Source organism: Pseudomonas entomophila, assembly GCF_029193575.1.
In the GTDB taxonomy this organism is placed as follows: domain Bacteria; phylum Pseudomonadota; class Gammaproteobacteria; order Pseudomonadales; family Pseudomonadaceae; genus Aquipseudomonas; species Aquipseudomonas entomophila_G.
On sequence record NZ_JARGCS010000044.1, the window covers coordinates 145,630 to 169,464 of the forward strand.

Below are 23,835 nucleotides of genomic sequence, written 5' to 3' on the forward strand. Positions count from 1 at the left end.
CACATGAACAGTCAAACAGGAGTCCGCCCCGTGAAACGCCTGCTACTCAACTGCGACATGGGCGAGAGTTTCGGCAACTGGCGCATGGGCCTGGATGCCGAGGTGATGCCTCACGTCGATTGCGCCAACATCGCCTGCGGCTACCACGCCGGTGACCCCGGCACCATGCGCCGCACCGTGGCCTTGGCGCTGGAGCACGGGGTGACCATCGGCGCGCACCCGGCCTACCCGGACCTGGTCGGCTTCGGCCGCCGCTCCATGGCCTGCAGCGTCGAGGAGATCCGCGACCTGCTGCACTACCAGATCGGCGCGCTGGACGGCATCTGCAAGGTGCTCGGCGGTCGCGTGGCCTACGTCAAGCCGCACGGCGCGCTGTACAACGACATGATGGCCGACCCGCTCAAGCTGCGCGCCGTGCTCGAAGCGGTGGCGGCCTACGACGCCAGCCTGCCGCTGATGCTCATGGCCACCGCCGACGACAGCGCCGCCCGTGCCCTGGGCGATGAAATCGGCGTGCCGCTGTGGTTCGAGGCCTTCGCCGACCGTGGCTACACCGCCAGCGGCCACCTGATGTCGCGGCGCCTGCCGAATGCGGTGCACCACGAGCCGGCCAAGGTACTGGAGCAAGCACTGCGCCTGGCCCGTGGCGAGGCGCTGGTGGCCGACGACGGCAGCGCCGTGCGCCTGCAGGCCAGCACCCTCTGCGTGCACGGCGACAACGCAAGCTCGGTGGCGGCGGTGCGCGAGATCCGTCAGGCGCTCGATGCCCTGGAGCACGCATGAACCCACGCATCGAAGTGGTGGCGATCGACACCTTGATGGTGCGCCTGTTCGAGGCCATCGACGAAGCCAACATGCCGTGGATCCTCGCCGCCAGCCAGCGCCTGAGCCAGGCGTTCGGCGCGCACCTGGTGGACCTGGTGCCGTCCTACACCACCTTGATGGTGCAGGCCAACCTGCCTCCGGCCGAGGCCCGTGCACGCATCGGCCAAGCCTTGGAAGGCTTGCAGCCGGATGCCGGCAACAGCGGCCGACGGCATGAGATCCCGGTGTGGTACCACGCCAGCGTCGGCCCTGAGCTGCCAGTGCTGGCCGCGCGCGAGGGCCTGAGCGAGGCCGAGGTGGTGCGCCTGCACAGCGAGCGCGAGTACCCGGTGTTCGCCCTGGGCTTCGCCCCCGGTTTCGGCTTCATGGGGCTGGTGGACGAACGCCTGGCCACACCGCGCCTGAGCACCCCGCGCAAGCGCGTGGCGGCGGGCAGCGTGGGCATCGCCGAGCGGCAGACCGCCGCGTATCCGGCGGTGTCGCCGGGCGGCTGGAACCTGATCGGGCGCACCCCGGTGCGCCTGTTCGACCGCGACCGCGAGGGCTACAGCTTGCTGCAACCGGGTGACCGGGTGCGCTTCGTGGCGGTATCGCACGGCGAATTCATGGCATTGGGCGGCGACGACAGCCCGTTGGAGGCCCAGGCATGACGCAGTTGAGGATCGAGGCCAGCAGCGCGTTGTGCCTGTTGCAGGACGGCGGGCGCTTCGGCGTGCGGCACTTGGGCGTGACCCAGGGCGGCGCGTTGGACTGGGTGGCGATGAGTTGGGCCAACTGGCTGCTGGGCAATGCCCTGGACGCGCCGGTGGTCGAGGTGGCGCTGGGTGGTTTCAGCGTGGTCGCCGAGGCCGATTGCGTGCTGGCCCTGGCCGGCGCCGACCTGGACGCGCGTGTTGACGATCAGCCCATTACACCGTGGCGCAGTTTCTCCCTGCGCAAGGGCCAGCGCCTGGCCTTCAAGCAGCCGCGCCAGGGCATTCGTGCCTACCTGGCGGCGCCGGGGGGCTTCCACGGCGAAGCGGTGCTGGGCAGTTGCGCGACGGTGGTGCGCGAGGAGCTGGGCGGCATCGAGGGACGCGGCAAGGCGCTCGGCAAGGGTGACCTGCTGCGCTTCTGCGGCGTTTCACCGGCAGTGCGTGAGGTGCCCGAGGCGCTGCGACCGGTGGATGCGGCCAAGCCGCTGCTGGATTTGGTGATGGGGGCGCAGATCGGCTATTTCAGCGGCACCAGCCTGTTCGAGGCGTTCAACAGCGACTGGGCGCTGGACAGCCGCGCCGACCGCATGGGCATCCGTTTGCTGGGGCCGCAGTTGCAGTACCAGGGCGCGCCGATGATTTCCGAGGGGATTCCACTGGGGGCCGTGCAGGTGCCGCCGGATGGGCAGCCGATCGTGCTGCTCAATGATCGCCAGACCATTGGCGGTTATCCGCGGCTCGGCGCGTTGACGCCGTTGGCGTTGGCGCAGTTGGCGCAGTGCATGCCCGGAGCGCCGGTGCGGTTCCGGGCGGTGGTGCAGGACGAGGCGTGGCGCGAGCAGCAGGGGTATCTGCGGCGTTGGGGGTGAGCCTTCGGGCCCTATCGCGGGGCAAGCCCGCTCTTACAGGTACCCTGCCGAACCAGAGAACGGTGGGGGCCTGGAGCGGGCTTGCCCCGCGATAGGGTCGGCACAGGCGCCGCGAAGCTATTTGGACAGGTAGCGCATCCCGTCTTCCAACCCTTGCAAGGTCAACGGGAACATCCGGTCTTCCACGAGCTCACGCACCAAGTGCGTCGACGCCGTGTAGTCCCAGGTCTGCTTCGGGTACGGGTTGATCCAGATGAGCTTCTTGAACTTCTCCATGAAGCGCTGCATCCACACATACCCCGCTTCTTCGTTCCAATGCTCCACGCTGCCACCTGGCTGGGTGATCTCGTAGGGCGCCATGGCCGCGTCGCCGACGAACACCACCTTGTAGTCATCGCCGTACTTGTGCAGCAGGTCGAAGGTGGAGAAACGCTCCGAGGTGCGGCGCAGGTTGTTCTTCCACACCGACTCGTAGACGAAGTTGTGGAAGTAGTAGTACTCCAGGTGCTTGAACTCGGTCTTGCAGGCCGAGAACAGCTCTTCGCAGACCTTCACGTGGGCGTCCATCGAGCCGCCGATGTCGAACAGCAACAGCAGCTTGACCGTGTTGCGCCGCTCCGGGCGCATCTGGATGTTCAACAGCCCGGCGTCACGCGCGGTGTGGTCGATGGTGCCGTCGATGTCCAGCTCCTCGGCGGCGCCTTCGCGGGCGAACTTGCGCAGCCGGCGCAGGGCCAGCTTGATGTTGCGCGTGCCCAGCTCGACCTGGTCGTCGAGGTTCTTGTACTCGCGCTGGTCCCATACCTTCACCGCCTTGCCCTGGCGCTTGCCAGCGTCGCCGACGCGGATGCCCTCGGGGTTGAAGCCGCCGGAGCCGAACGGGCTGGTGCCGCCGGTGCCGATCCACTTGTTGCCGCCGGCGTGGCGTTCCTTCTGTTCCTCGAGGCGTTTCTTGAATGCCTCGATCAGCTTGTCGAGGCCGCCCAGCGACTGGATCTGCGCGCGTTCCTCGTCGCTCAGCGAGCGTTCGAACTCCTTGCGCAGCCAGTCCTCGGGAATCAGCGCCTCCAGGTGCCGGTCGAGGTTCTCCAGGCCCTTGAAGTAGGCGGAGAAGGCGCGGTCGAACTTGTCGAAATGCCGCTCGTCCTTCACCAGGATGGCCCGGGCGAGGTAGTAGAACTCGTCCATGTCGGCGAACACCACGCGCTGCTGCAAGGCATTGAGCAGGTCGAGCAGTTCGCGCACCGACACCGGCACCTTGGCCGCGCGCATTTCGTTGAACAGGTTGAGCAGCATGGCCAGCCCCTCAGCGGTTACCGCGCCGGCTCATGAAGGCCAGGCGCTCGAGCAGTTGCACGTCCTGCTCGTTCTTCACCAGGGCCCCGGCCAGTGGCGGGATGGCCTTGGTCGGGTCGCGCTCGCGCAGCACCGCCTCGCCGATGTTGTCGGCCATCAGCAGCTTGAGCCAGTCGACCAGTTCGGAGGTGGAAGGCTTTTTCTTCAGGCCCGGCACCTTGCGCACGTCGAAGAACACGTCCAGCGCTTCGCTGACCAGCGACTGCTTGATGTTCGGGTAGTGCACGTCGACGATGCGTTGCAGCGTCTCGCGGTCGGGGAAGGCGATGTAGTGGAAGAAGCAGCGGCGCAGGAAGGCGTCGGGCAGCTCTTTCTCGTTGTTGGAGGTGATGATGATGATCGGGCGCTGCTTGGCCTTGATGGTCTCGTCGATTTCGTAGACGTAGAACTCCATCTTGTCGAGTTCCTGCAGCAGGTCGTTGGGGAACTCGATGTCGGCCTTGTCGATCTCGTCGATCAGCAGGATGACCCGCTCTTCGGCCTCGAAGGCTTCCCAGAGCTTGCCCTTCTTCAGGTAGTTGCGCACGTCGTGGACCTTGTCCACGCCCAGTTGCGAGTCGCGCAGGCGGCTGACCGCGTCGTACTCGTAGAGGCCCTGGTGGGCCTTGGTGGTGGACTTGATGTGCCAGGTGATCAGGCGCGCGCCGAACGAGGCGGCCAGTTGCTCGGCGAGCATGGTCTTGCCGGTGCCGGGCTCGCCCTTGACCAGCAGCGGGCGTTCCAGGGTGATCGCCGCGTTGACCGCGAGCTTGAGGTCGTCTGTGGCGACGTAGTCGCGGGTGCCTTCGAACTTCATGAACCGATCCTCTGGGGGCAGTGCCGGGCCTATCGCGGGGCACTGGCAGCAATTATCTATAGGTCGTCAGCGACTATAACCCGCCCCCTGGCAGCTGGAAACGCAGACCGGTCATTCAGTCCCTGAATGGTCCGTCACCCCGCCCTCAGTCGGAATTGGGCGCAGGTTGCTCGTAGCGTGCATTGAACGCCTGCACGAAGCCGTTGCGCAGGATCTGCAAGAACGCCTCGAACGCACTGATGTCCTGCTGGTGCACGCTGCCGCTGAGTTCCACACGGGTGGCGAACTGGTTCTTCGGCTGGTTCTTCAGCACCGTCTCGCTGGCCCCCACCAGCGCTTCCCAGACCGAACGGAAGAAGCCTTTGTCCTTGTCCTGGACATCCTGCTGCCAGTTGAACACGTCGACATCGCGCAACAGCGGTTTGATGTAGCCATTGAGCCGGCCCTGTTCGGCCTGGGCCTCGATCACCAGGTCGCCATGGCCGGCATTGAAGTCGAACTTGCCGTAGGCGCTGGCGAAGTCGTTGAGCCGGCGCAGCTGGATGCCGGTGGCGCGCAGGCGGAACTCGAAGTCGTCGAAGTCGCTGAACGGGTCGAAGGTGGCGCGGCTTTCCACCCGGGCATCGCCCAGCAACAGGGCGGTGGCCTCGAAGCTGGCATCGCGCCGGCCCTTTTCATCGCGCACGTTGGTCAGGTTGCGGATGCTGGCCTGGAGTTGGCTGGCCTTGAGGTCGACTGGGGGCTTGGAGGTGAAGTTGCGAAAGGTCAGGGTGCCGTTGTCGATGCGCACTTCGTCGAGGGTGATGGGCACGAGCTTTTCCAGTTGCTGGCGCCAGTCGGTGCCCTGGCCGGTCTGGGCGTTCTGCTTGCTGGCGCTATCGACGAAGTTCAACACCGGTTCGACGAAGACGACTTCGGCGACCACCGCCTGGTCGTACCACAGCGAATGCCAACTGACCGAGAGGTCGATCAACGGCGCGTCGAGCAGTGGCACGGGCACCTTGCCGGTGACCTTGACGATCTTCAGGCCGTTGATCTGGTAGGCGCCGCGCCACCAGGCCAGGTCCACGTCGGCGACCTGGCCGCGGTATTCGCCCATGTCGGCGAGCTTGTCGTTCAGGTAGTCGCGCACCAGGTAGGGCAGCGCCAGGTGCAGCGCCACCAGCAGCGCCAGCAGGCTGCCCAGCGCGACCAGTGGCCAGCGGTAGCGGGCTTTCATCACAGGCTCTCCACGGGCGGCATGTGCGGTTGACCGCAGCGCGCGCCGGTCGGTTCGAACGGGCTTTACGGCCCCCCGGGGCAGGCTTACCCTTGAAGCTTTCCCGCTCCGTTCAAGGACCGCTGCCATGAGCCGCATCTACGCAGACAACGCCCATTCCATCGGCAATACGCCGCTGGTGCAGATCAACCGCCTCGCCCCGCGTGGGGTGACCATCCTGGCCAAGATCGAGGGGCGCAACCCGGGCTATTCGGTCAAGTGCCGGATCGGCGCGAACATGGTCTGGGACGCCGAAAGCAGCGGCAAGCTCAAGCCGGGCATGACCATCGTCGAGCCGACCTCGGGCAACACTGGCATCGGCCTGGCGTTCGTCGCCGCCGCCCGTGGCTACAAGCTGCTGCTGACCATGCCCGCGTCGATGAGCCTGGAACGGCGCAAGGTGCTCAAGGCGCTGGGCGCTGAGCTGGTGCTGACCGAGCCCGCCAAGGGCATGAAGGGCGCCATCGAGAAGGCCAACGAGATCGTCGCCTCGGACCCGTCCAAGTACTACCAGCCGGGCCAGTTCGACAACCCGGCCAACCCGGCGATCCACGAGAAGACCACCGGGCCCGAGATCTGGAACGACACCGACGGCGCGGTCGATGTGCTGGTGGCCGGCGTCGGCACGGGCGGCACCATCACCGGTGTGTCGCGCTACATCAAGCAGACCCAGGGCAAGTCGATCCTCTCGGTGGCCGTCGAGCCCGTGGCCTCGCCGCTGATCAGCCAGACCCTGGCCGGTGACGAACTCAAGCCCAGCCAGCACAAGATCCAGGGCATTGGCGCCGGCTTCGTGCCGAAAAACCTCGACCTATCGCTGGTCGACCAGGTCGAGACGGTCACCGATGACGAGTCCAAGGCCATGGCCCTGCGCCTGATGCAGGAGGAGGGCATCCTCTGTGGCATTTCCTGTGGCGCGGCGATGGCGGCCGCGGTTCGCCTGGCCGAGAAACCGGAGATGCAGGGCAAGACCATCGTGGTGATCCTGCCGGACTCCGGCGAGCGCTACCTGTCGAGCATGCTGTTCGCCGACCTGTTCACCGAGCAGGAGAACCAGCAGTAAGTTTCGAGTTTCGAGTTTCGAGTTTCGAGTTTCGAGCTGCGGGTGGGGATGGGCTGATCCGGGTCAAGGCGTCGCGGCTTTGCCTATGAAGCTTGCCGCTCGCAGCTTGCAGCTGCTCCTGATGGGTTTATCATGTCCGGCTATCCGGGGATGGCCAGATTTCCCCTCAAAGGAGTGTTGCATGACCTTTTCCTTCCTCGCCAAGGCCGGCGTGCTGCTGGTGTTCTTTGGCAGTGTGTTGTTCGTGCACCTGCGCGGCAAGGCGCGCCTGCCGGTACTGCGCCAGTTCGTCAACCATTCTGCGCTGTTCGCCCCTTACAACAGCCTGATGTACCTGTTCTCCGGCGTGCCGTCCAAGCCTTACCTGGACCGCCAGCGCTTCCCCGAACTGGACGTGCTCAAGGACAACTGGCAGGTGATCCGCGAGGAGGCCATGCGCCTGTTCGACGAGGGCTACATCCGCGCCGCCGAGAAAGACAACGACGCCGGCTTCGGCTCGTTCTTCAAGAAGGGCTGGAAGCGTTTCTACCTGAAGTGGTACGACAAACCGCTGCCGTCGGCCGAGGCGCTGTGCCCGAAGACCGTCGAGCTGGTCAGCGGCATCCCCAACGTGAAAGGCGCGATGTTCGCCTTGCTGCCTGGCGGCAGCCACCTGAACCCGCACCGCGACCCGTTCGCCGGCTCCCTGCGCTATCACCTGGGGCTGTCCACGCCGAACTCGGACAACTGCCGCATCTACGTCGACGGCGAGGTGTATGCCTGGCGTGACGGCGAGGACGTGATGTTCGACGAGACCTACGTGCACTGGGTGAAGAACGAGACCGACGTGACCCGGGTGATCCTGTTCTGCGACATCGAGCGGCCACTGAGCAGCCCGCTGATGACCCGCATCAACCGCAAGGTCAGCGCCTTCCTCGGCCGCGCCACGGCGCCGCAGAACACCGATGACGAGCGCGTGGGCGGGATCAACCAGGCGTATGCCTGGAGCAAGCGCTTCAGCAACCGGATCAGCACCCACGTGAAGCAGTTCAAGCGGGCCAACCCCAAGGCCTACCGTGTGCTGCGGCCGGTGTTGGCGGTGGTGATGGCGTACCTGTTGATCAAGTGGTTGTTCTGAGGCCGCGCGGCGTCTGCGCCGACGAAGCCCGCTCCTTGTAGGAGCGGGCTTGCCCCTCGATGGCTTCACCGATATATTCCGATACATTCACTTCATCCGAAGACCTGTTCATGCCAGCCCTCCCTCCCACCACCGCTTTCGTCCTCGCGCCTGTCGCGGGCGTGGTCGTGCGTGGCAGCCAGCAGCCGGCGATGATCAGTCACTACCCACCACCTGTCAGTGGCGTCGTGCGGGGCGTAGCAGCGCCTCCCTGCGTGGTCGTGCTGGGCTGATCGGCTTCTGGCCGCATCCCATCACCTACGCAACCCACTGAACACGGCCGGCCCTTTCCTCGTTCTGCGACAAGGCCCGCCGTTCGGCTCATTCGCCAAACACAGGTGGCATCAATGTCTTTCCTTTCCAAAGCATCCGTGGCCTCGGCGGCCACTACCAGCCTGTTCGTCCTGCTGTGGAGCAGCGGGGCGATCGTCTCCAAGCTCGGCCTGGCCCAGGCCAGCCCCTTCGCCTTCCTGCTGCTGCGCTCGCTGCTGGCGCTGAGCGGCCTGCTGCTGGTCGGCCCAATGCTCGGCCTGCGCTGGCCGCGCCGGCGCGGCGCGATCCTTCAGGCCCTGGCCACCGGTTGTGTGCTGTTGGGCGCCTACCAGATCTTCTACCTGCTGGCGCTCAATACCCATGTGACCCCCGGTGTCATGGCCACGGTGATGGGGGTGCAACCGATCCTCACCGTGGCGCTGATGGAGCGCCAACGCTCCTGGAGCCGCTTGTTCGGCCTGGGGCTTGGCCTGGGTGGGCTGGTGATGGTGGTGTGCGAGGGCATCAACTTGGGCGGGGTGTCCCTGGCCGGGATGCTGTTCGCCCTGCTGGCGTTGGCCAGCATGACCTGCGGTTCGATCATGCAGAAGCGCATCGCCGACAACCCCATGGGCACCTTGCCGTTGCAGTACCTGGCGGGGTTGCTGATGTGCGCGCTGTTCGCGCCGTTCCAGCCGCTGCACGTGCAGTGGTCGGGCAGCTTCGTCGCGGCGTTGCTGTGGATGGGGCTGGTGGTGTCGTTGCTGGCCACCTTGCTGCTGTACCGGCTGATCGCCCGGGGCAACCTGGTGAATGTCACCAGTTTGTTCTACCTGGTGCCGGCGGTGACCGCGGTGATGGATTTCCTGATCTTCGGTAATCGCCTGGCGCCGTTGAGCCTGCTGGGAATGGGCTTGATCGTGGTCGGGTTGTTGTTCGTGTTCCGCAGGCCAGCCATGAAGGCGGCTGAGGCCTGAGTGCGCGGGGGGCCGCATTGCGGCCCCATCGCGACGCGATCTTCAGCCGCGCGCCGGCCGCAACACCAGCCACAACGCCGCACCAATCAACAGCCCGCCATACAGGTGCGCCATCGACAGTGGCTCATCCAGCAGCCACGCCCCCCACAACACCCCGAACACCGGGATCAGGAAGGTCACGGTACTGGCCTTCACCGGTCCGATCTCGGCCAGCAGGCGGAAGTACAGAATGTAGGCGAACGCCGTGCACAACAGCCCCAGGCCCAGCAACGACAGCCACACCTGCCAGCCGCCCCAACTGGCGGGCGGCTGGGTCAGTGCGCTCCAGGCGAACAGCGGCACCAGCATCAACGTGGCGCCCATCATGCTGCCCAAGGCCGACAGGCGACTGTCCAGCCCGCTGACCCAACGCCGCGCGAGGAACCCGGCAAAGCCGTAGCAGGTGGTCGCCGCCAGGCATGCCAGGGCGCCTTGCAGCAGCGCCAGGTCCAGCGCCACGGGGCCGGCGCCGCTGAGGATGCCGACGCCGAACAGGCCGAGGAAGATGCCGCACAGCTTAGGCAGGGTCATCGCTTCGCGAAAGCACAGCGCGCCGATCAGCACGCCCATCAGCGGTGTGGTGGCGTTGAAGATCGCCGAGTAGCCGGCGGGTAGCACCTGGGCGGCCACCGAGTAGAAGGTCGCCGGGATGCCCGAGTTGATCATCCCCAGCAGCAGGCAGGCGCCGAGCTTGCCGTTGAAATCCCAGCGTATGCGCGCGGCGGCGACGATCGCCACGAGCCCCAGGCAGGCGATCGACACGCGGAAGAAGGCCGTGGGCACGGTGCCGAGTTCCGGGGCGATGATGCGCATGAACAGAAAGCTCGCACCCCAGACGGCGGCGAGGGTCAGCAGGCGGGCGAGGGCGATGGGGGTCACAGGGGGCTCCGGCAGTCAGGCAGGGGCGGGAGTGTACGTGAGGCAGGGTAGGGTTGCCTGCCGTTTCTTGCGCAGGTATTTGGCTTGCGCCATAGGGCCGGCAAAACCTGCGAATCATCTGGATCGGGCTAAGCTCACCCGTTGAACCCCGCGCAGAGACCCCCCGTATGTCCCAGTCATGGCCGGCCGCCGCCATCGCCCGGATGATCCTCGATGGCTTCGACAACTACCGCGAACACTTCCGCCAGATCACTCTTGGCGCCCGCCAGCGCTTCGAGCAGGCCCAGTGGCAGGCCATCCAGCAGGCCGCCGCAGCGCGCATCAATCTTTATGAAGAGAAGGTCGCCGAGGTCAACGGCTGGCTGCGCGAAGGCTTTGAGCCCGGTGTGTTGCTCGACGTGGAGCAGTGGCCGCTGGTCAAGAGCGCCTACATCCACCTGATCGACCCGCGGCTGGACGACGAGTTGTCCGAGACCTGGTACAACTCGCTGTTCTGCAGCCTGTTCAGCCACGACCAGATCAGCGACGGTTGCATGTTCATCCATACCACCCGGCCGGCCATGCGCAGCCACGAACGCGCCGCGCAAACCCGTACCTACTCGCTTCAGGGCCACCTCGGCGGCCTGTTGCGGGCGATCTTCGACGACTACCCGTTCGACGTGCCCTACGGCGACCTGCACGGCGACCTGGCGCGCCTGGAGGCACAGCTGCGCGAATGCCTGCCCGATTGGGTGTGCAAGGACCCAGCCCTGGCCGTGGAGTTGTTCTCGCCGGTGCTGTACCGCAACAAGGGCGCCTACCTGGTCGGCCGCCTGCACACCCAGGACGAGCAGTGGCCGCTGGTGATTCCGCTGCTGCACCGCGAAGGCCACGGCATCGAGGCCGACGCGCTGATCACCGACGAGGCCGAGGTGTCGATCATCTTCTCCTTCACCCGCTCGTACTTCATGGTCGACGTGCCGGTGCCGGCGGAGTTCGTCAATTTCCTCAAGCGCATCCTGCCGGGCAAGCACATCGCCGAGCTGTACACCTCGATCGGTTTCTACAAGCACGGCAAGTCGGAGTTCTACCGGGCGTTGATCAACCACCTGGCCAGCACCGACGACCGCTTCATCATGGCCCCGGGGGTGCGAGGAATGGTCATGAGCGTATTCACCCTGCCGGGCTTCAACACGGTGTTCAAGATCATCAAGGACCGCTTCTCACCGTCGAAGACGGTCGACCGCGCCACGGTGATCGAGAAGTACCGCCTGGTGAAGAGCGTCGACCGCGTCGGGCGCATGGCTGATACCCAGGAGTTCGCCGATTTTCGCTTCCCTCGCGGCAAGTTCGAGCCCGAGTGCCTGGCCGAGCTGCTGGAGGTGGCGCCTTCGACGGTGGCGCTGGAGGGCGATACGGTGCTGATCCGCCACTGCTGGACTGAGCGGCGCATGACCCCGTTGAACCTGTACCTGGAACAGGCCAGCGAGGCGCAGGTGCTCGAGGCGCTGGAAGACTACGGGCTGGCGATCAAGCAACTGGCGGCGGCGAACATCTTCCCCGGCGACATGCTGCTGAAGAACTTCGGCGTTACCCGGCATGGGCGGGTGGTGTTCTACGACTACGACGAGATCAGCTTTCTCACCGAGGTGAACTTCCGGCATATCCCGCCGCCGCGCTACCCGGAGGACGAGATGTCGGGTGAGCCGTGGTATTCGATCGGCCCGCACGACGTGTTTCCCGAGGAGTTTCCGCCGTTCCTGTTCGCCGATATCGGCCAGCGGCGGTTGTTCAGCCGGTTGCACGGGGAGTTGTACGACGCCGATTACTGGCAGGGGTTGCAGGGGAAGATTCGGGAGGGGAAGGTGATCGATGTGTTCCCGTACCGGCGTAAAGCGCGATGACCAGGGTGGTCGCTAGTTCTTCAGGCACTTCAGCTCGCCGAAATCGCTGCGCACCTTGCCAAGCCGTTCCTGCAGGTACTGGCGCTGCGCCGACGTGCTCTCGCGCATCAGGTCCACCAGCAGGTTGCGCGCCTGCTGTTCGGTGTTCTGGAATGCCATGCGGTACTCCGGCGTCCACAAACTCTCCTTGCGCTGCAGCAACTGCGCCAGGCGCGGCTCGAAGCTTGGCGTCTCGCGCTGGTTCATCGCCAGCAACAACTGCTGCTGCCAGTGCGCGCGGTTGGCGATCCATTGGCGGTTCTGGTCGCCCAGTGCCTGCGACCAGGTCATCACACGCAGGCGCTGGGTGGCGTTGAGTTCGCCCAGCCAGGGTTTCAGGCGTTTTTCCATCCGTGCGGCGCGGGTTTCGATCTGGCGCGGCAGCGGGGTGTCGACGTACTGCTTCTGGCGCTTGTCGATATCGGCGCGGAAGGCCTCGCGCATTTCCTCCACCTGCGCCTGGCTCATGCCGCGCAGCAGTTCGGTGGCGGAGGGTGTGATCGCCTCGGCGACCCGGCCGATGGCCTGGCGCGCCTCGGTGGTGCGCTGTTGCAGGGCCTGGTCGGTGACCGCATCGTTGGCGACCATCAGGCGTACCTGGTCGAGCCAGTCGAGGTAGCCGGGCAACTGCGTGCGGCAATGCCAGGCCAGGTGCTCCTTGAGTCGTTCGTCGAGCAGGGCCTTTTGTTCGCGGTTCATGTCCAGGTAGTCGCCCAGCGACCAAGGCACCAGGCGATCGAGGTTGCGGTAGGCCAGGTCGATACGGCTGCACGCCGCCAGGGCCAGGAGAAAGGCGAGGGCGACGAGCAGGGGCTTGGTCAGGCGAAGCGGCATGAGCGAATCCTTGCTGGGGCGTGCCAGGCAGTAGACGCAGCCTGCGCCGGGTGGTTCCCCCCCGGGTCGGGCAGCGGCTTGGGTTCAGGTGTAGAATAGCCGCCTTGTCTTGAGGAACATCGGAAATGGCTCTGCTTGGGCGTTACAACAGTTTGCAAATCGTGAAGCACGTGGAATTCGGCCTGTACCTGGACGGCGGCGCCGACGGCGAGATCCTCCTGCCCCGGCGCTACTTCCCCAAGGACGCGGCGCTGGAGCTGGACGACTGGATGAACGTGTTCATCTACCTCGACAGCGAAGACCAGTTGATCGCCACCACCGAAAAGCCCAAGGTGCAGGTCGGCGAGTTCGCCAGCCTCAAGGTCAAGGACATCAACGGTGCCGGCATCTTCCTCGACTGGGGGCTGTCCAAGGACCTGCTGATGCCGTATTCGGAAGAGTCGCGGCCATTGAAGATCGGCGACTACTGCGTGGTCCACGTGTACCTGGACAAACGCACCCGGCGCATCACCGCCACCGCGCGCCTGGACCGCTACCTGGACCGCACCCCGGCCGACTACAAGGTCGGCCAGCCCGTCGAGCTGCTGGTGGCCGGGCAGACCCCCATGGGCTTCAAGGCGATCATCAACAACCGCCACTGGGGCCTGATCCACAAGAACGAGGTGTTCAAGTTCCTGCGCTCAGGCATGCACGAGAAGGGCTTCATCAAGGAAGTGCGCCACGACGGCAAGATCGCCCTGAGCCTGCAGCCGGTCGGCCAGGCCCTGGCCGATGGTCTGTCCGAGCAGATCATGCAGCGCCTGGAGGCGGCTGGCGGTGTGTTGCAGGTGTGCGACAAGAGCGACCCGGCGCTGATCAGCCAGTTGTTCAACGTCAGCAAGGGCAATTTCAAGAAGGCCATTGGCGCGTTGTTCAAGCAGGGCCGCATCGTCATCCATGACGACCGTATCGAGAAGGCCTGATCAGCCCTGCACGAATGGGCTGAAATCCAGCTGCTCGCCGCCGGGGCGGGTGTCGCGCAGCAGTGAGTCGCGGTCGGCGCTCAGGGCCAGGCTGATGGTCGAGCGGCGCTTGCCGGGGTGGCGCACTTCCATGTGCTCCTGGTGAGCGCGCAGGAAGTTGATCGGCACCTTCAGGTGCCGCAACTCGTCGCTTTCCGGGGTGTGCAGCAGCAGGTTGACCCAGTCGGGCTGGCCCTTGCGCAACAGCGCCACGGGCACTTCGAACCACCACAGGTTGCGCTTCTTGTCGAGGATGGCGAACAGGGTGTTGTCGCGGTCGAGCACCGGCCGCGCCAGCGCTTGATTGCGCCGGGCAATCGCGGTGGGTTTGTCGAGTTTCATGCAGGTTCCTGCGTGTTGACGCTTGGTGAGGCCCGCCATTGTGCGGGGTGGGCGGGCGCCGGGCAAGCGCGCCTGCCGTTTGGCGTGCGCCGATGAAATGCATTGAAACTCTGGCGAAGGGGCGGGGGTCGACCTTTTGTCGACACGTTTTCTCGTGTCTTTGCCTCAGGAGCAATTCCCATGAGTGGTACCAAAGACAAAGTGAAAGGCCTGGCCAATGAAGCGGCCGGCAATGTCAAGCAAGGCGTTGGCAAGGCCACCGGCAATGAGCGCCTGCGCGCCGAAGGCGAGCTGCAGGAACGCAAGGGCGAGGCCCAGCAGGTGGTGGGCAAGGTCAAGGACGCCGTGAAGAAGCCTTGATCGGTGCTTGACCGGGCGGCCTCATCGCGGGGCGAGCCCGCTCCCACAGCACCCCGCTGAGCGTGAATCCGGCGGGGCACCTGTGGGAGCGGGCTCGCCCCGCGATGAGGCCGCCGTATTTTCTGATTATCCCGACGGAGCAGTACGCCATCGCCGTGGTCTATTAGACTTGCAACCACGACGATCAAGCGGCGAAAGGAGACGCTATGATTTTTCCCGACCTGCGCGGCCTGCCCCTGCACCGCGTGCTGGTGCGCACCGTCAGCGAATTCCTCGATGACGAGATGTCCACCTATGCCTCCGCGCTGGCCTACCAGATGCTTTTCTCGCTGTTTCCCTTCCTGCTGTTCCTCATCGCCCTGATCGGCTTCCTGCACCTGCCGGACTTCTTCTCCTGGCTGCGCCTGCAATCGGAGCTGGTGCTGCCGCCCCAGGCGCTGGAACAGGTCAACCCGGTGATCGACCAGTTGCAGCAGTCCAAGGGCGGGCTGCTCTCGGTGGGTATCGTCATCGCCCTGTGGACCGCCTCGGCCGGCGTGCGCCTGATGATGAGCGCGATGAACGCCGCCTACGACGTGCCGGAGGGGCGCCCGGTGTGGAAGCGCATCCCGCTGTCGATCATCTACACCGTCGGCATCGCCGGCATGCTCCTGGCCGCCGCCGCGTTGATGGTGCTGGGGCCGCAGGTGATGGAGTGGATCGCCGCCCAGATCGGCATGCAGGAGGTGATCGTCACGGTGTGGACCATCCTGCGCTGGCCGGCGATCATCATCCTGATGATGGTGGCGGTGGCGCTGATCTACTACGTGATGCCCGACGTGAAGCAGAAGTTTCGTTTCATCACCCCCGGCTCGGTGCTGGCGGTGGTGGTGTGGATCATCGCCTCGCTGGCCTTCGGTTACTACGTAAAGACCTTCGCCGACTACAACGCGATGTACGGCAGCATCGGCGCGATCATCGTGCTCCTGCTGTATTTCTATATCTCTGCCGCCGTGCTATTGCTGGGCGCGGAGATGAACGCGGTGATCGAGCACATGTCGGCCGAGGGCAAAGACCCCGGCGAGAAGGATTTCACAAGCACCAAGCCCCAGGAAACGATCACCGTGCTCGGCCATGCACACCCCGTGGACCCCGAACCCCAGACCCGCGAGCCGAACACCCGATGATTCGTGACATCCTCAAGATGGGCGACGAGCGCCTGCTGCGCATCGCCCCGCCCGTGCCTGACCACCTGATCGGCAGCGCCGAGCTGCAGCAACTGATCGACGACATGTTCGAGACCATGCGCCACGTCGGCGGTGTCGGCCTGGCCGCGCCGCAGATCGGCATCGACCTGCAACTGGTGATCTTCGGCTTCGAGCGCAGCGAGCGCTACCCGGATGCCGAGCCGGTGCCGCAGACCATTCTGCTCAACCCGGTGATCACGCCGCTGTCCCACGAGGTCGAGGACGGCTGGGAAGGCTGTCTGTCGGTGCCTGGCCTGCGCGGCGTGGTGCCGCGCTACAAGCACATCCGCTACGACGGCATCGACCCCCAGGGCCACCCGATCAACCGCTTCGCCGACGGTTTCCACGCCCGGGTGGTGCAGCACGAGTGCGACCACCTGATCGGCCGCCTGTACCCCTCGCGTATCCAGGACTTCGCCAAGTTCGGCTACACCGAGGTGCTGTTCCCTGGGCTCGACCCGAGCGACGATTGAGTGCGCGCCATCGCTACCAGGCGCTTGCCGCGTCGGTAGCGTTCCAGGCGCGAGGTCAATGCCGCGGGCAGCGATTCAGTGGCGGCGAAACCCAGGCGCTGGTAGAACCGCTGCAGGTCCGGGTGGCAAAACAGCCAGGTCGACGTCGTGGTGCCCGCCAGCGCCGCGTCGACCAGCCCGCCTGCCACGCCTTGGCTGCGCCATGCGGGCGCCACGAACAGCCCGGTGAGCCACTGGCCGTCCTCCACCGCGCTCAGGTTCAACCCGGCCACCAGCGTACCGGCCCGCGCCACCCACAGCTGACCCTCGGCCACTGCCCGCATGCGCGAGCCCTGTTCGCGGTAGAAGCGGTCAAGTAGGCGACGCTGGTCGCTGCCCAGGAGCTGATAGTGGGGTGGATTCATGGGGCGGCTTTGTCGCAGATTGTTGCAAATCTTGCAAGGGTGAATATCCGAGTGCGGGGTTCAAGTATTCCGGGGCGGGCGTAGAATTCCCTCCATCCCTTCCGCCGTTAGATGAAGCGGGATCGGTGCTTCGTGTCATCGCTTGCGATGACAACTTCTCCGCGCCAGGACGGCATAAGAAGTCAATCGATCAGCTGGATTGCTTTCAAGGCCAACCTTTCATGAAACCACTACTGATACTTGCTTTGGTCGGTATGTCTTCGTTCGCCCTGGCGCACGAGGCCAATGCCACCTCGACCGAGCCCGTCGTGCAATACGAATACGGCATGCACCTGGATATCAAGCGGGTGATCAACTTGTCGGGCATCCCGGAAACCTGCCAGGTAGAGCCGGCGACCATGACCTACGAAGACCACCAGGGCCAGGTGCACACCATTCGCTACCGGGTGATGGGTGAGGGCTGTAACCAGGGCTGATGTTTCATGGCCCTCATCGCGGGGCATGCCCCGCGATGAGGGCCGTCACGGACATCCCCTCAGCTACCCGCCAACACCTCCCGCACTACCTCCAGCCCCTGTTTCAACTCCGCCCGGCCCACCGCCGCCGACAGGCTGATGCGCACCGCCCGCACCTCCGTGGCCCCCAGGGCGAACACGCTGGCAGGCACCACCTCGACCCCACGCACCCGGCATGCCGTGACCAGCACCTCGGCGCTGCCCGGCGTCGCCACCCACACATGCGGTGACGGCAGCGCGCCGATCAGCGCCTCGCCCAACACCCGCCGCGCCAGCTTCCAGCGTTCGCCAATTTCCTCGCGTTGCCAGGCCAGGCGCCGCGCCGCCGTGCCGTCGGCGATCCACTGGCAGGCGATGCGCAGGTTCAGCGGCGATACCGGCCAGTGGGTGGCGCGGGTGTGCGGGTCGATCTGCTCGAGCAATGCCGGCGAGGCGGCGATCCACCCCAGGCGCAGGCCTGCTGCGACGGTTTTCGAGAGGCTGGTGACCAGCACCCCCTGGCCGTCGAGCAGCGGATAGAGTGGCGGCCGGTCGCTCAGCGCGCCATAGACATCGTCCTCGATCACCCACAGGCCATGCTGCTTCACCACCTCGGCCAAGGCCTGGCGGCGGGTGTCGTCCATGCACGCACCGGTAGGGTTGTGCAGGGTCGGGGTGGTGACCAGCACACGCGCTCCGCTGGCGCGCGCCACCCGCTCCAGTTCGTCCGGGCGCAGGCCCTGGTGGTCGAGCGCCACGCCATGCACCGGCAGGCGCAGTTGCCGGCAGGCGGCCTTGATGCCCGGGGCGGTCAGCGCTTCGACCATGACCGGCTCGCCGGCCTGGCACAACGACTGCAACACCGTGGCCAGGGCCTGCTGCGCGCCGCCGCACAGCAGCAGTTCGTCCGGCGTCACGGCCAGGCCGCGCTGGGCCAGCCAACGTGCGCCATGCAGGCGGCCAAGCAGCAATTGCTCGGGCCCCAGGTAATGGTCGAGCAATGCGCTGTCGTCGGTGAGCAGGGCCTGCAAGCTGTATTGCAGATCGCGGTTGTGCGGGCCGGCCACCGGCACGTTGGTCGACAGGTCGATCACCCGCCGTGCCTGGTCGTGCTGCTTGAGGCGGAACAACGTGGCCTCCTTGCTGCCGGCCAGCACGTAGGTGCCCCGGCCCACCTCACCTGCCACCAGGTGGCGCGCGGCGGCCTCGCGGTAGGCCTGCTGGGTGGTGCTGGGGTTCAGGCCGAGCTTCCAGGCCAGGCGCCGTTGTGGCGGCAGGCGCTCGCCCACCTTGAGTTCGCCGCGCTCGATGGCGCTGGCGATGGCCTCGACCAGGGCCAGGTAGCGGGGCTGGTCGTCGTCAACCAATTGAGGGATCCACACGAAAATTGCCGCCCATGCAATATAGGGTTTTACCCATACAATGCGCCGCGCTTAGGATCGGATCAACCCACCACGATGAAGGATTGATCGTCATGTTCGACCTGCCCGCCCTGCGCGAAGCCGCTGCTTTCGTCCACCAGCATGTTCCCGCCACCCCGCAGCGCGTCTGGCCGTTGCTGGCCGAACGGGCGGGCTGCCAGTTGTGGGTCAAGCACGAGAACCATGCGCCTACCGGCGCCTTCAAGGTACGCGGCGGGCTGGTCTATGTGCGCTCGCTGCTGGCAGGCGGTCAGCCGCCGCGCGGGCTGGTCACCGCCACCCGTGGCAACCACGGCCAGAGCATGGCCCTGGCCGCGCGCCAGGCCGGACTGCCGCTGGTGATCGTGGTGCCCGAGGGCAACTCGCGAGAGAAGAATGCCGCCATGCGCGCCTTGGGTGCGGAACTGGTGGAGCATGGCGTGGACTTCGATGTGGCCCGGGAGGAGGCCGCGCGGCTTGCCGAGGAGCGCGGCTACCTGATGGTGCCGTCGTTCCACCCGGAGCTGGTGCGCGGCGTGGCCACTTACGCGCTGGAGCTGTTCGAGGCGGTGGCCGACCTCGATTGCGTCTACGTGCCGATCGGCATGGGCTCGGGTATCTGTGGGCTGATCCAGGCGCGCAACCTGCTGGGGTTGTCGACCGAGATCGTCGGCGTGGTGTCGAGCGCGGCCGATGCCTACGCCCAGAGCTTCGAGCGTGGGCGCATCGTCACCACCGCCACGGCCGACACCTTCGCCGATGGCATGGCCTGCCGAGTGCCGCACCCTGATGCCTTCGCCCTGGTGCGCGAGCATGCGGCGCGGATCGTGCGGGTCAGTGACGAGGAGATCGCCGAGGCCATGCGGCTGTACCACGAAACCACCCATAACACCGCTGAAGGGGCGGGCGCGGCGGCGCTGGCGGCCTTGCTACAGGAGCGTGCGCGCCAGGCTGGCAGACGGGTGGCGGTGGTGCTCAGTGGGGCGAATGTGGATCGCGAGCGGTATGCGCGGGTGTTGAAGGGGGAGTGATTTTCAGGGGCAGGCTGTCTGCGCTCGAATCGCGAAGTGTGCGCTTGAGCCTTCTGGTGCCGCAGAAAGCGAGCGCAGGAAAACCTCATGTCATGCACCTCTGAGCCGCCCTCAATCCCCTCGACAAACCGCCAAAGAAAATATCCCCCACCCCTGTCGATTTCCCCAATCCCCCATCGACCATGAGTGAAGGCGCCGGATGCACCGGCGCCACCCGCGCCTGAGCGATTGGAGGAACACCCTATGAGCACTGCCGCCGAAACCGAGATCCAACAACTGATCGAGCGCTGGGTTCACGCTGTGCGCGAACGTGACCTGGAGGGCATCGCCGCCCCCTACGCCGATGACATCGTCGCCTTCGACGCCATCCAGTCCCTGCAATTCAAGGGCAAGGCCCCCTACCTCGAGCACTGGAAAATGTGCATGGGCTTGTGCACCGGCCCGATGGTCTTCGAAGTGGCGCAACTGACTGTGCATGCCGATGGCGACCTGGCCCTGGCCCACTGGTTGAACCGCTGCGGCCCGTCGGACGATGAGAGCCAGTGCGGCTTCATGCGTGCCACCGTGGGCTATCGTCGTCGCGGTGGGCAATGGCAGGTGATCCACGAGCACTGGTCGGCGCCGTTCGACATGCAAACCCAGAAGGCGCTGTTCGACCTCAAGCCCTGAGCCGCCGCCCGTCGGCAAACATCGCTTCCCCCGCGCTGGAGACGACCATGAAATACCTGTGCCTGGTCTATTGTGAAGAAGGGCTGCTGCACAGCCTGCCCGACAGCCCCGAAGACGCCGAATGCATGGCCTACGCCGAATCCATCCAGGGCTCCGGGCGCATGCTCGCCGCCGAGGCGCTCAAGCCGGTGCAGACCGCCACCACGGTGCGCGTGCGTGGCGGGCAGATGAGCCTGACCGATGGCCCGTTCGCCGAGACCAAGGAGCAGTTGGCCGGCTTCTACCTGGTCGATGCCCGCGACCTCAACGAGGCGTTGAACATCGCCCGGGGCATCCCGGCGGCGCGGGTCGGCAGCGTGGAAGTGCGGCCCGTGCGCGACCTGCAACCCTGATACGCGGAGACCTCGACCATGCCCCTTGCGTTACCTGCAACGCTCGTTACGGTGAACGCCGCGAACCAGGGGCTGCCGCGCTGATGGCCGACGCCGCCCAGGTGCGCGCGCAGGTCGAGGCGGTCTACCGTCGCGACTCGCGGCGCATCCTGGCGACGTTGATCCGCCTGCTGGGTGATTTCGACCTGGCCGAGGAGGCCCTGCACGATGCCTTCTTCATCGCCGTCGAGCGCTGGCAGCGCGATGGCATTCCCGACAACCCCCGAGCCTGGCTGGTGTCCACCGGGCGCTTCAAGGCCATCGATGCCTTGCGGCGGCGGGCGCGTTTCGACCGTTCCCAGGCGGACCTGATCATGCTGCTCGACGGCCAGGGCCACGACCCCAGCGAAGACGAGCTGCTGGCCGATGATCGACTGCGCTTGATCTTCACTTGCTGCCACCCGGCCCTGGCCGCCGACGCCCAGGTGCCGTTGACGCTGCGTGAAGTCTGCGACCTGACCACAGAGCAGATCGCCCGCGCCTTTCTCCAGCAACCCTCAACCATCGCCCAGCGCATCGTGCGGGCCAAGGCGAAGATCCGCGATGCCCGCATTCCCTACCAGGTGCCGGCGTTGGGTGAGCTGCCTGAGCGCCTGGAAAGCGTGCTGCGGGTGATTTACCTGGTGTTCAACGAAGGGTATTCGGCGTCAGCTGGGGAGACCCTGGTGCAAGGCGAGCTGTGTGACGAGGCGATCCGCCTGGGGCGTTTGCTGGCGCAACTGTTGCCCGACCCCGAGGTGCTCGGCTTGCTGGCGTTGATGCTGTTGCAGGCGTCGCGGCAACGGGCGCGCACCGACGCGCAGGGCGAACTGGTGCTGCTCGACCAGCAGGACCGTAGCCTGTGGGACCGGACGCAGATAGACGAAGGCTGCCAACTGGTGCGCCAGGCGTTGGGCGGGCCGGGGTTCGGTATCTACGGCTTGCAGGCCGCGATCGCTGCGGTGCATGCCGAGGCGCCGAGCGCCGAGGCGACGGACTGGGGGGAGATCGTCGGGTTGTACGAGGTGTTGCAACGGCACTGGCCGTCACCGGTGGTGGAGCTGAACCGTGCGGCGGCGTTGGCACGGCGCGATGGGCCGGGCGCGGGGTTGGCGGTGATCGAGGCGATCCTGGCGCGGGGCGAGCTGCGCGACTACCACCTGGCCCATGCCGCGCGTGCCGAACTGCATCGTCAACTGGGCAATACGCGGCAGGCGCGGGAGGCCTGGCAGCAGGCCCTGGCCCTGACCCGGCAGGGGCCGGAGCGGCGGCATATCGAGCGTTGCCTGCGTGAGTTGGGGTGAGTTCACTGGCCCTATCGCGGGTCGAGCCCGCACCTACAGGTACCCCGCCGCCCCTGAAGGCTACGGTGTACTTGTAGGTGCGGGCTCTTCCCGCGATAGGGACCTGACACCCCCCGCAAACCTCAGCTAGCGACGAAATCAGGCGGCGACACCAGCTCGACCGTCTGCTGCTTGCGTGGCGCCAGAATCTCCGCTTCACCCTCGACCACCAGCTCATCGTTCTGGTTGTAGACATTGGTGGCGATGCGCACCTTGAACTTGGGCAGTTTCTCGAGGATTTCCAGGCGCACGGTCAGGGTGTCGCCGATCTTCACCGGCTTCTGGAAGCTCATCTTCTGTCCCAGGTAGATAGTGCCGGGCCCAGGCAGGGTGCAGGCCACTGCGGCGCTGATCAGCGCACCGCTGAACATGCCGTGGGCGATGCGCTCGCGGAACATGCTCTTGGCGGCGAACTCGGCGTCCAGGTGCACCGGGTTGTGGTCCCCGGACATGGCGGCGAACAGCTGGATGTCACGCTCTTCGACGGACTTCTCGTAGCTGGCTTTTTGGCCGACCTCAAGGGCTTCGTAGGGGGTATTGGTGACCTGGGTCATCGGGGCTTCCTTAACAGGCGGGCGAGGGCCGCGTCATTCGCTGCGGGCGGGGCGACCAAGGGCCAGCGCCTGCTCCAGCCAGTCGATGATGTCGGCGGTGACCTCGTCGCGGTTGGTTTCGTTGAGCACTTCGTGCCGGGCATCAGGATACACGCGCAACTGCACATGGCGGTTGCCGGTCGCGCGCAGGGCGTCGGCCAGGTGGGTGAGACGCTTGCCGGCACTCACCGGATCACATTCGCCGCCGATCACCAGCATTGGCAGGTTCGGGTCGATCTGCGCCAGGTGTTTTGGTTGGCTGATCTGCGCCAGGCCCTGCAGCAGGTCGAGCCACAGCTGGTTGCTGCAACGAAAGCCGCACAGCGGGTCGTTGACGTACAGGTCCACCTCGGCAGGATCGCGGCTGAGCCAATCGAAGGCCGTGCGGTTGGGCTTGAAGGCCTTGTTGAACGAGCCGAACGACAGCCACTCGATCAGCGCGCTCTTGCCCAGGGCACCCTGGCGCCAGGCTTCCAGGCGGGCGATCAGCCGCGCCGCGCGATACAGCGCCGCTGGCTGGAAGTTCGAGCCGCTGAGGATTGCCCCGTGCAGGCTGCCACTGTGGTGCAGCAGGTATGCCTGGGCGATGTAGCTGCCCATGCTGTGCCCGAACAGGAACAGCGGTGTGCCGGGGAACTGCTGGCCAATGTGCTGGCCGATCAGGCCCAGGTCGTTGACCACGGCATTCCAGCCATGTTCGCGGGCGAACAGGCCGAGGCTGCCCAACTCGGCGGTGTGCCCATGACCGCGCAGGTCCGGGGCGAACAAGGCGAAGCCAGCGTCGTTCAGCGCATGCCCCAGGCGCCCGTAGCGCCCGGCGTGCTCGGCCATGCCATGGGCCAGCAAGACCACGGCCTTGACTGGTTTTTCCGGCAGCCATTGGTGGACATACAGGCTGCAATGCTCGCTGGCGGGCAGCCAGAAGGCGTCGTGGGGCATGGCGGATCCTTTGCGCACGGGGGTGAGCACAGTGTATGCACAATGACCGCGATTGCAGGAAGTGAACAAATAAGATTCACAATGTTAATGGCAGGCCTTGGCGTATTTGCCACCTCTGACTTAACTGCTAACGTCGGCTGAACGTCTTTTTGCCAGCAGGCAAACGGATCAAGGACAAGGACAGCGCCCCCGCCAGGGGGATTCACAGCAGGTCCAGGCAGAGGAACAA

At 65.8% G+C, this 23,835-nt stretch carries 27 protein-coding genes; 17 read left to right on the forward strand and 10 right to left on the reverse strand.

The genetic code is table 11. The features are described from left to right. The first annotated feature begins 3 nt into the window (after positions 1 to 3). From P0Y43_RS20855 to P0Y43_RS20865, 3 genes are read left to right on the forward strand one after another with little or no spacing between them, the layout of a single operon-like run. On the forward strand, positions 4 to 783 hold the full coding sequence (locus P0Y43_RS20855; RefSeq protein ID WP_275639164.1) for a 5-oxoprolinase subunit PxpA: 780 nt from the start codon (positions 4 to 6) through the stop codon (positions 781 to 783). Next, the gene (pxpB, locus tag P0Y43_RS20860) at positions 780 to 1,475 is read left to right on the forward strand and encodes a 5-oxoprolinase subunit PxpB (RefSeq protein WP_275639165.1); all 696 of its coding nucleotides are present in this window, start codon (positions 780 to 782) and stop codon (positions 1,473 to 1,475) included. The genes P0Y43_RS20855 and pxpB overlap by 4 nt, the downstream gene beginning before the upstream one ends. Then, positions 1,472 to 2,389: a biotin-dependent carboxyltransferase family protein gene (locus P0Y43_RS20865; protein ID WP_275639166.1), complete on the forward strand. Its 918-nt coding sequence runs from the start codon at positions 1,472 to 1,474 to the stop codon at positions 2,387 to 2,389. The genes pxpB and P0Y43_RS20865 overlap by 4 nt, the downstream gene beginning before the upstream one ends. A gap of 117 nt (positions 2,390 to 2,506) precedes the next feature. Here P0Y43_RS20865 and P0Y43_RS20870 read toward each other — a convergent pair whose 3' ends face one another. The 3 genes from P0Y43_RS20870 to P0Y43_RS20880 form a co-directional block, all read right to left on the reverse strand. Next, entirely contained in the window at positions 2,507 to 3,685 is a 1,179-nt protein-coding gene (locus tag P0Y43_RS20870) for a vWA domain-containing protein (RefSeq protein WP_275639167.1), read from the reverse strand. 10 nt (positions 3,686 to 3,695) lie between these two features. Continuing rightward, positions 3,696 to 4,541 (reverse strand): AAA family ATPase, encoded by an 846-nt coding sequence (locus P0Y43_RS20875; protein WP_275639168.1) that lies wholly within the window; start codon positions 4,539 to 4,541, stop codon positions 3,696 to 3,698. 145 nt (positions 4,542 to 4,686) lie between these two features. Beyond that, the gene (locus P0Y43_RS20880) at positions 4,687 to 5,760 is read right to left on the reverse strand and encodes a DUF748 domain-containing protein (RefSeq protein WP_275639169.1); all 1,074 of its coding nucleotides are present in this window, start codon (positions 5,758 to 5,760) and stop codon (positions 4,687 to 4,689) included. 127 nt (positions 5,761 to 5,887) lie between these two features. Between P0Y43_RS20880 and cysK the strand changes: the two genes are divergently transcribed. The 4 genes from cysK to P0Y43_RS20900 all read left to right on the forward strand — a co-directional run bounded on the left by cysK (position 5,888) and on the right by P0Y43_RS20900 (position 9,247). Beyond that, positions 5,888 to 6,862 (forward strand): cysteine synthase A, encoded by a 975-nt coding sequence (gene cysK, locus P0Y43_RS20885; RefSeq protein ID WP_275639170.1) that lies wholly within the window; start codon positions 5,888 to 5,890, stop codon positions 6,860 to 6,862. Between the two features lie 181 nt (positions 6,863 to 7,043). Next, positions 7,044 to 7,979 (forward strand): aspartyl/asparaginyl beta-hydroxylase domain-containing protein, encoded by a 936-nt coding sequence (locus P0Y43_RS20890; RefSeq protein ID WP_275639171.1) that lies wholly within the window; start codon positions 7,044 to 7,046, stop codon positions 7,977 to 7,979. Between the two features lie 110 nt (positions 7,980 to 8,089). Continuing rightward, the gene (locus P0Y43_RS20895) at positions 8,090 to 8,251 is read left to right on the forward strand and encodes a hypothetical protein (protein WP_275639172.1); all 162 of its coding nucleotides are present in this window, start codon (positions 8,090 to 8,092) and stop codon (positions 8,249 to 8,251) included. 114 nt (positions 8,252 to 8,365) lie between these two features. Then, a complete protein-coding gene (locus P0Y43_RS20900) occupies positions 8,366 to 9,247 on the forward strand; it encodes a DMT family transporter (RefSeq protein WP_275639173.1) in 882 nt (293 codons plus the stop codon). 42 nt (positions 9,248 to 9,289) lie between these two features. On the opposite strand, the gene P0Y43_RS20905 is transcribed toward P0Y43_RS20900, so the two are convergent. Beyond that, a complete protein-coding gene (locus P0Y43_RS20905; protein ID WP_275639174.1) occupies positions 9,290 to 10,165 on the reverse strand; it encodes a DMT family transporter in 876 nt (291 codons plus the stop codon). Positions 10,166 to 10,332: 167 nt separating this feature from the next. Between P0Y43_RS20905 and aceK the strand changes: the two genes are divergently transcribed. Next, on the forward strand, positions 10,333 to 12,048 hold the full coding sequence (gene aceK, locus P0Y43_RS20910; protein ID WP_275639175.1) for a bifunctional isocitrate dehydrogenase kinase/phosphatase: 1,716 nt from the start codon (positions 10,333 to 10,335) through the stop codon (positions 12,046 to 12,048). A gap of 12 nt (positions 12,049 to 12,060) precedes the next feature. Here the strand turns inward: aceK and P0Y43_RS20915 are convergent, their stop codons facing one another. Continuing rightward, complete coding sequence (locus P0Y43_RS20915) at positions 12,061 to 12,921, reverse strand: DUF6279 family lipoprotein (protein WP_275639176.1); 861 nt, start codon at positions 12,919 to 12,921, stop codon at positions 12,061 to 12,063. Positions 12,922 to 13,046: 125 nt separating this feature from the next. Between P0Y43_RS20915 and P0Y43_RS20920 the strand changes: the two genes are divergently transcribed. Further along, complete coding sequence (locus P0Y43_RS20920; protein WP_275639177.1) at positions 13,047 to 13,883, forward strand: CvfB family protein; 837 nt, start codon at positions 13,047 to 13,049, stop codon at positions 13,881 to 13,883. Here the strand turns inward: P0Y43_RS20920 and P0Y43_RS20925 are convergent, their stop codons facing one another. Beyond that, positions 13,884 to 14,264 (reverse strand): hypothetical protein, encoded by a 381-nt coding sequence (locus P0Y43_RS20925; protein ID WP_275639178.1) that lies wholly within the window; start codon positions 14,262 to 14,264, stop codon positions 13,884 to 13,886. It lies immediately after the preceding gene. Between the two features lie 180 nt (positions 14,265 to 14,444). On the opposite strand from P0Y43_RS20925, the gene P0Y43_RS20930 reads away from it, so the two are divergent. The 3 genes from P0Y43_RS20930 (at position 14,445) to def (ending at position 16,323) form a co-directional block, all read left to right on the forward strand. After that, complete coding sequence (locus P0Y43_RS20930; RefSeq protein ID WP_275639179.1) at positions 14,445 to 14,624, forward strand: CsbD family protein; 180 nt, start codon at positions 14,445 to 14,447, stop codon at positions 14,622 to 14,624. A gap of 206 nt (positions 14,625 to 14,830) precedes the next feature. Next, positions 14,831 to 15,790 carry a YihY/virulence factor BrkB family protein gene (locus P0Y43_RS20935; protein ID WP_275639180.1) on the forward strand — a complete coding sequence of 320 codons (960 nt, stop codon included), beginning with the start codon at positions 14,831 to 14,833 and terminating at the stop codon, positions 15,788 to 15,790. Next, on the forward strand, positions 15,787 to 16,323 hold the full coding sequence (gene def, locus P0Y43_RS20940; RefSeq protein WP_275639181.1) for a peptide deformylase: 537 nt from the start codon (positions 15,787 to 15,789) through the stop codon (positions 16,321 to 16,323). The genes P0Y43_RS20935 and def overlap by 4 nt, the downstream gene beginning before the upstream one ends. Here def and P0Y43_RS20945 read toward each other — a convergent pair. After that, positions 16,278 to 16,727 (reverse strand): GNAT family N-acetyltransferase, encoded by a 450-nt coding sequence (locus P0Y43_RS20945; RefSeq protein WP_275639182.1) that lies wholly within the window; start codon positions 16,725 to 16,727, stop codon positions 16,278 to 16,280. The two genes, def and P0Y43_RS20945, sit on opposite strands and share 46 nt — an antisense overlap. A 221-nt stretch (positions 16,728 to 16,948) precedes the next feature. Between P0Y43_RS20945 and P0Y43_RS20950 the strand changes: the two genes are divergently transcribed. Continuing rightward, positions 16,949 to 17,203 (forward strand): DUF2790 domain-containing protein, encoded by a 255-nt coding sequence (locus tag P0Y43_RS20950; RefSeq protein ID WP_275639183.1) that lies wholly within the window; start codon positions 16,949 to 16,951, stop codon positions 17,201 to 17,203. 59 nt (positions 17,204 to 17,262) lie between these two features. Here P0Y43_RS20950 and P0Y43_RS20955 read toward each other — a convergent pair whose 3' ends face one another. After that, positions 17,263 to 18,603 (reverse strand): PLP-dependent aminotransferase family protein, encoded by a 1,341-nt coding sequence (locus tag P0Y43_RS20955; RefSeq protein WP_275639184.1) that lies wholly within the window; start codon positions 18,601 to 18,603, stop codon positions 17,263 to 17,265. 92 nt (positions 18,604 to 18,695) lie between these two features. On the opposite strand from P0Y43_RS20955, the gene P0Y43_RS20960 reads away from it, so the two are divergent. From P0Y43_RS20960 to P0Y43_RS20975, 4 genes are all read left to right on the forward strand, one after another. Then, positions 18,696 to 19,652, forward strand: coding sequence for a threonine dehydratase (locus tag P0Y43_RS20960; RefSeq protein WP_275639185.1), 957 nt, complete (start codon positions 18,696 to 18,698; stop codon positions 19,650 to 19,652). Between the two features lie 243 nt (positions 19,653 to 19,895). After that, on the forward strand, positions 19,896 to 20,321 hold the full coding sequence (locus tag P0Y43_RS20965) for a YybH family protein (protein WP_275639186.1): 426 nt from the start codon (positions 19,896 to 19,898) through the stop codon (positions 20,319 to 20,321). Positions 20,322 to 20,368: 47 nt separating this feature from the next. Next, complete coding sequence (locus tag P0Y43_RS20970; protein ID WP_275639187.1) at positions 20,369 to 20,713, forward strand: YciI family protein; 345 nt, start codon at positions 20,369 to 20,371, stop codon at positions 20,711 to 20,713. Between the two features lie 83 nt (positions 20,714 to 20,796). Next, positions 20,797 to 22,035, forward strand: a complete 1,239-nt coding sequence (locus P0Y43_RS20975) for an RNA polymerase sigma factor (RefSeq protein ID WP_275639188.1) — start codon at positions 20,797 to 20,799, stop codon at positions 22,033 to 22,035. 122 nt (positions 22,036 to 22,157) lie between these two features. Here P0Y43_RS20975 and P0Y43_RS20980 read toward each other — a convergent pair whose 3' ends face one another. Both P0Y43_RS20980 and P0Y43_RS20985 read right to left on the reverse strand, forming a co-directional pair. Then, on the reverse strand, positions 22,158 to 22,628 hold the full coding sequence (locus P0Y43_RS20980; protein WP_275639189.1) for a MaoC family dehydratase: 471 nt from the start codon (positions 22,626 to 22,628) through the stop codon (positions 22,158 to 22,160). A gap of 33 nt (positions 22,629 to 22,661) precedes the next feature. Beyond that, the gene (locus P0Y43_RS20985; RefSeq protein WP_275639190.1) at positions 22,662 to 23,606 is read right to left on the reverse strand and encodes an alpha/beta hydrolase; all 945 of its coding nucleotides are present in this window, start codon (positions 23,604 to 23,606) and stop codon (positions 22,662 to 22,664) included. Positions 23,607 to 23,835: the final 229 nt, after the last annotated feature.

Coding starts and splice junctions, on each gene's coding strand:
- P0Y43_RS20960 (WP_275639185.1), top strand. CDS start 18,696: ATGTTCGACCTGCCCGCCCTGCGCGAAGCCGCTGCTTTCGTCCACCAG.
- P0Y43_RS20965 (WP_275639186.1), top strand. CDS start 19,896: ATGAGCACTGCCGCCGAAACCGAGATCCAACAACTGATCGAGCGCTGG.
- P0Y43_RS20915 (WP_275639176.1), bottom strand. CDS start 12,921: ATGCCGCTTCGCCTGACCAAGCCCCTGCTCGTCGCCCTCGCCTTTCTC.
- P0Y43_RS20920 (WP_275639177.1), top strand. CDS start 13,047: ATGGCTCTGCTTGGGCGTTACAACAGTTTGCAAATCGTGAAGCACGTG.
- P0Y43_RS20950 (WP_275639183.1), top strand. CDS start 16,949: ATGAAACCACTACTGATACTTGCTTTGGTCGGTATGTCTTCGTTCGCC.
- P0Y43_RS20970 (WP_275639187.1), top strand. CDS start 20,369: ATGAAATACCTGTGCCTGGTCTATTGTGAAGAAGGGCTGCTGCACAGC.
- P0Y43_RS20980 (WP_275639189.1), bottom strand. CDS start 22,628: ATGACCCAGGTCACCAATACCCCCTACGAAGCCCTTGAGGTCGGCCAA.
- aceK (WP_275639175.1), top strand. CDS start 10,333: ATGTCCCAGTCATGGCCGGCCGCCGCCATCGCCCGGATGATCCTCGAT.
- P0Y43_RS20875 (WP_275639168.1), bottom strand. CDS start 4,541: ATGAAGTTCGAAGGCACCCGCGACTACGTCGCCACAGACGACCTCAAG.
- cysK (WP_275639170.1), top strand. CDS start 5,888: ATGAGCCGCATCTACGCAGACAACGCCCATTCCATCGGCAATACGCCG.
- P0Y43_RS20900 (WP_275639173.1), top strand. CDS start 8,366: ATGTCTTTCCTTTCCAAAGCATCCGTGGCCTCGGCGGCCACTACCAGC.
- P0Y43_RS20890 (WP_275639171.1), top strand. CDS start 7,044: ATGACCTTTTCCTTCCTCGCCAAGGCCGGCGTGCTGCTGGTGTTCTTT.
- P0Y43_RS20925 (WP_275639178.1), bottom strand. CDS start 14,264: ATGAAACTCGACAAACCCACCGCGATTGCCCGGCGCAATCAAGCGCTG.
- P0Y43_RS20855 (WP_275639164.1), top strand. CDS start 4: ATGAACAGTCAAACAGGAGTCCGCCCCGTGAAACGCCTGCTACTCAAC.
- P0Y43_RS20865 (WP_275639166.1), top strand. CDS start 1,472: ATGACGCAGTTGAGGATCGAGGCCAGCAGCGCGTTGTGCCTGTTGCAG.
- P0Y43_RS20985 (WP_275639190.1), bottom strand. CDS start 23,606: ATGCCCCACGACGCCTTCTGGCTGCCCGCCAGCGAGCATTGCAGCCTG.
- P0Y43_RS20870 (WP_275639167.1), bottom strand. CDS start 3,685: ATGCTGCTCAACCTGTTCAACGAAATGCGCGCGGCCAAGGTGCCGGTG.
- P0Y43_RS20895 (WP_275639172.1), top strand. CDS start 8,090: ATGCCAGCCCTCCCTCCCACCACCGCTTTCGTCCTCGCGCCTGTCGCG.
- def (WP_275639181.1), top strand. CDS start 15,787: ATGATTCGTGACATCCTCAAGATGGGCGACGAGCGCCTGCTGCGCATC.
- P0Y43_RS20935 (WP_275639180.1), top strand. CDS start 14,831: ATGATTTTTCCCGACCTGCGCGGCCTGCCCCTGCACCGCGTGCTGGTG.
- P0Y43_RS20930 (WP_275639179.1), top strand. CDS start 14,445: ATGAGTGGTACCAAAGACAAAGTGAAAGGCCTGGCCAATGAAGCGGCC.
- P0Y43_RS20975 (WP_275639188.1), top strand. CDS start 20,797: ATGGCCGACGCCGCCCAGGTGCGCGCGCAGGTCGAGGCGGTCTACCGT.
- P0Y43_RS20945 (WP_275639182.1), bottom strand. CDS start 16,727: ATGAATCCACCCCACTATCAGCTCCTGGGCAGCGACCAGCGTCGCCTA.
- pxpB (WP_275639165.1), top strand. CDS start 780: ATGAACCCACGCATCGAAGTGGTGGCGATCGACACCTTGATGGTGCGC.
- P0Y43_RS20880 (WP_275639169.1), bottom strand. CDS start 5,760: ATGAAAGCCCGCTACCGCTGGCCACTGGTCGCGCTGGGCAGCCTGCTG.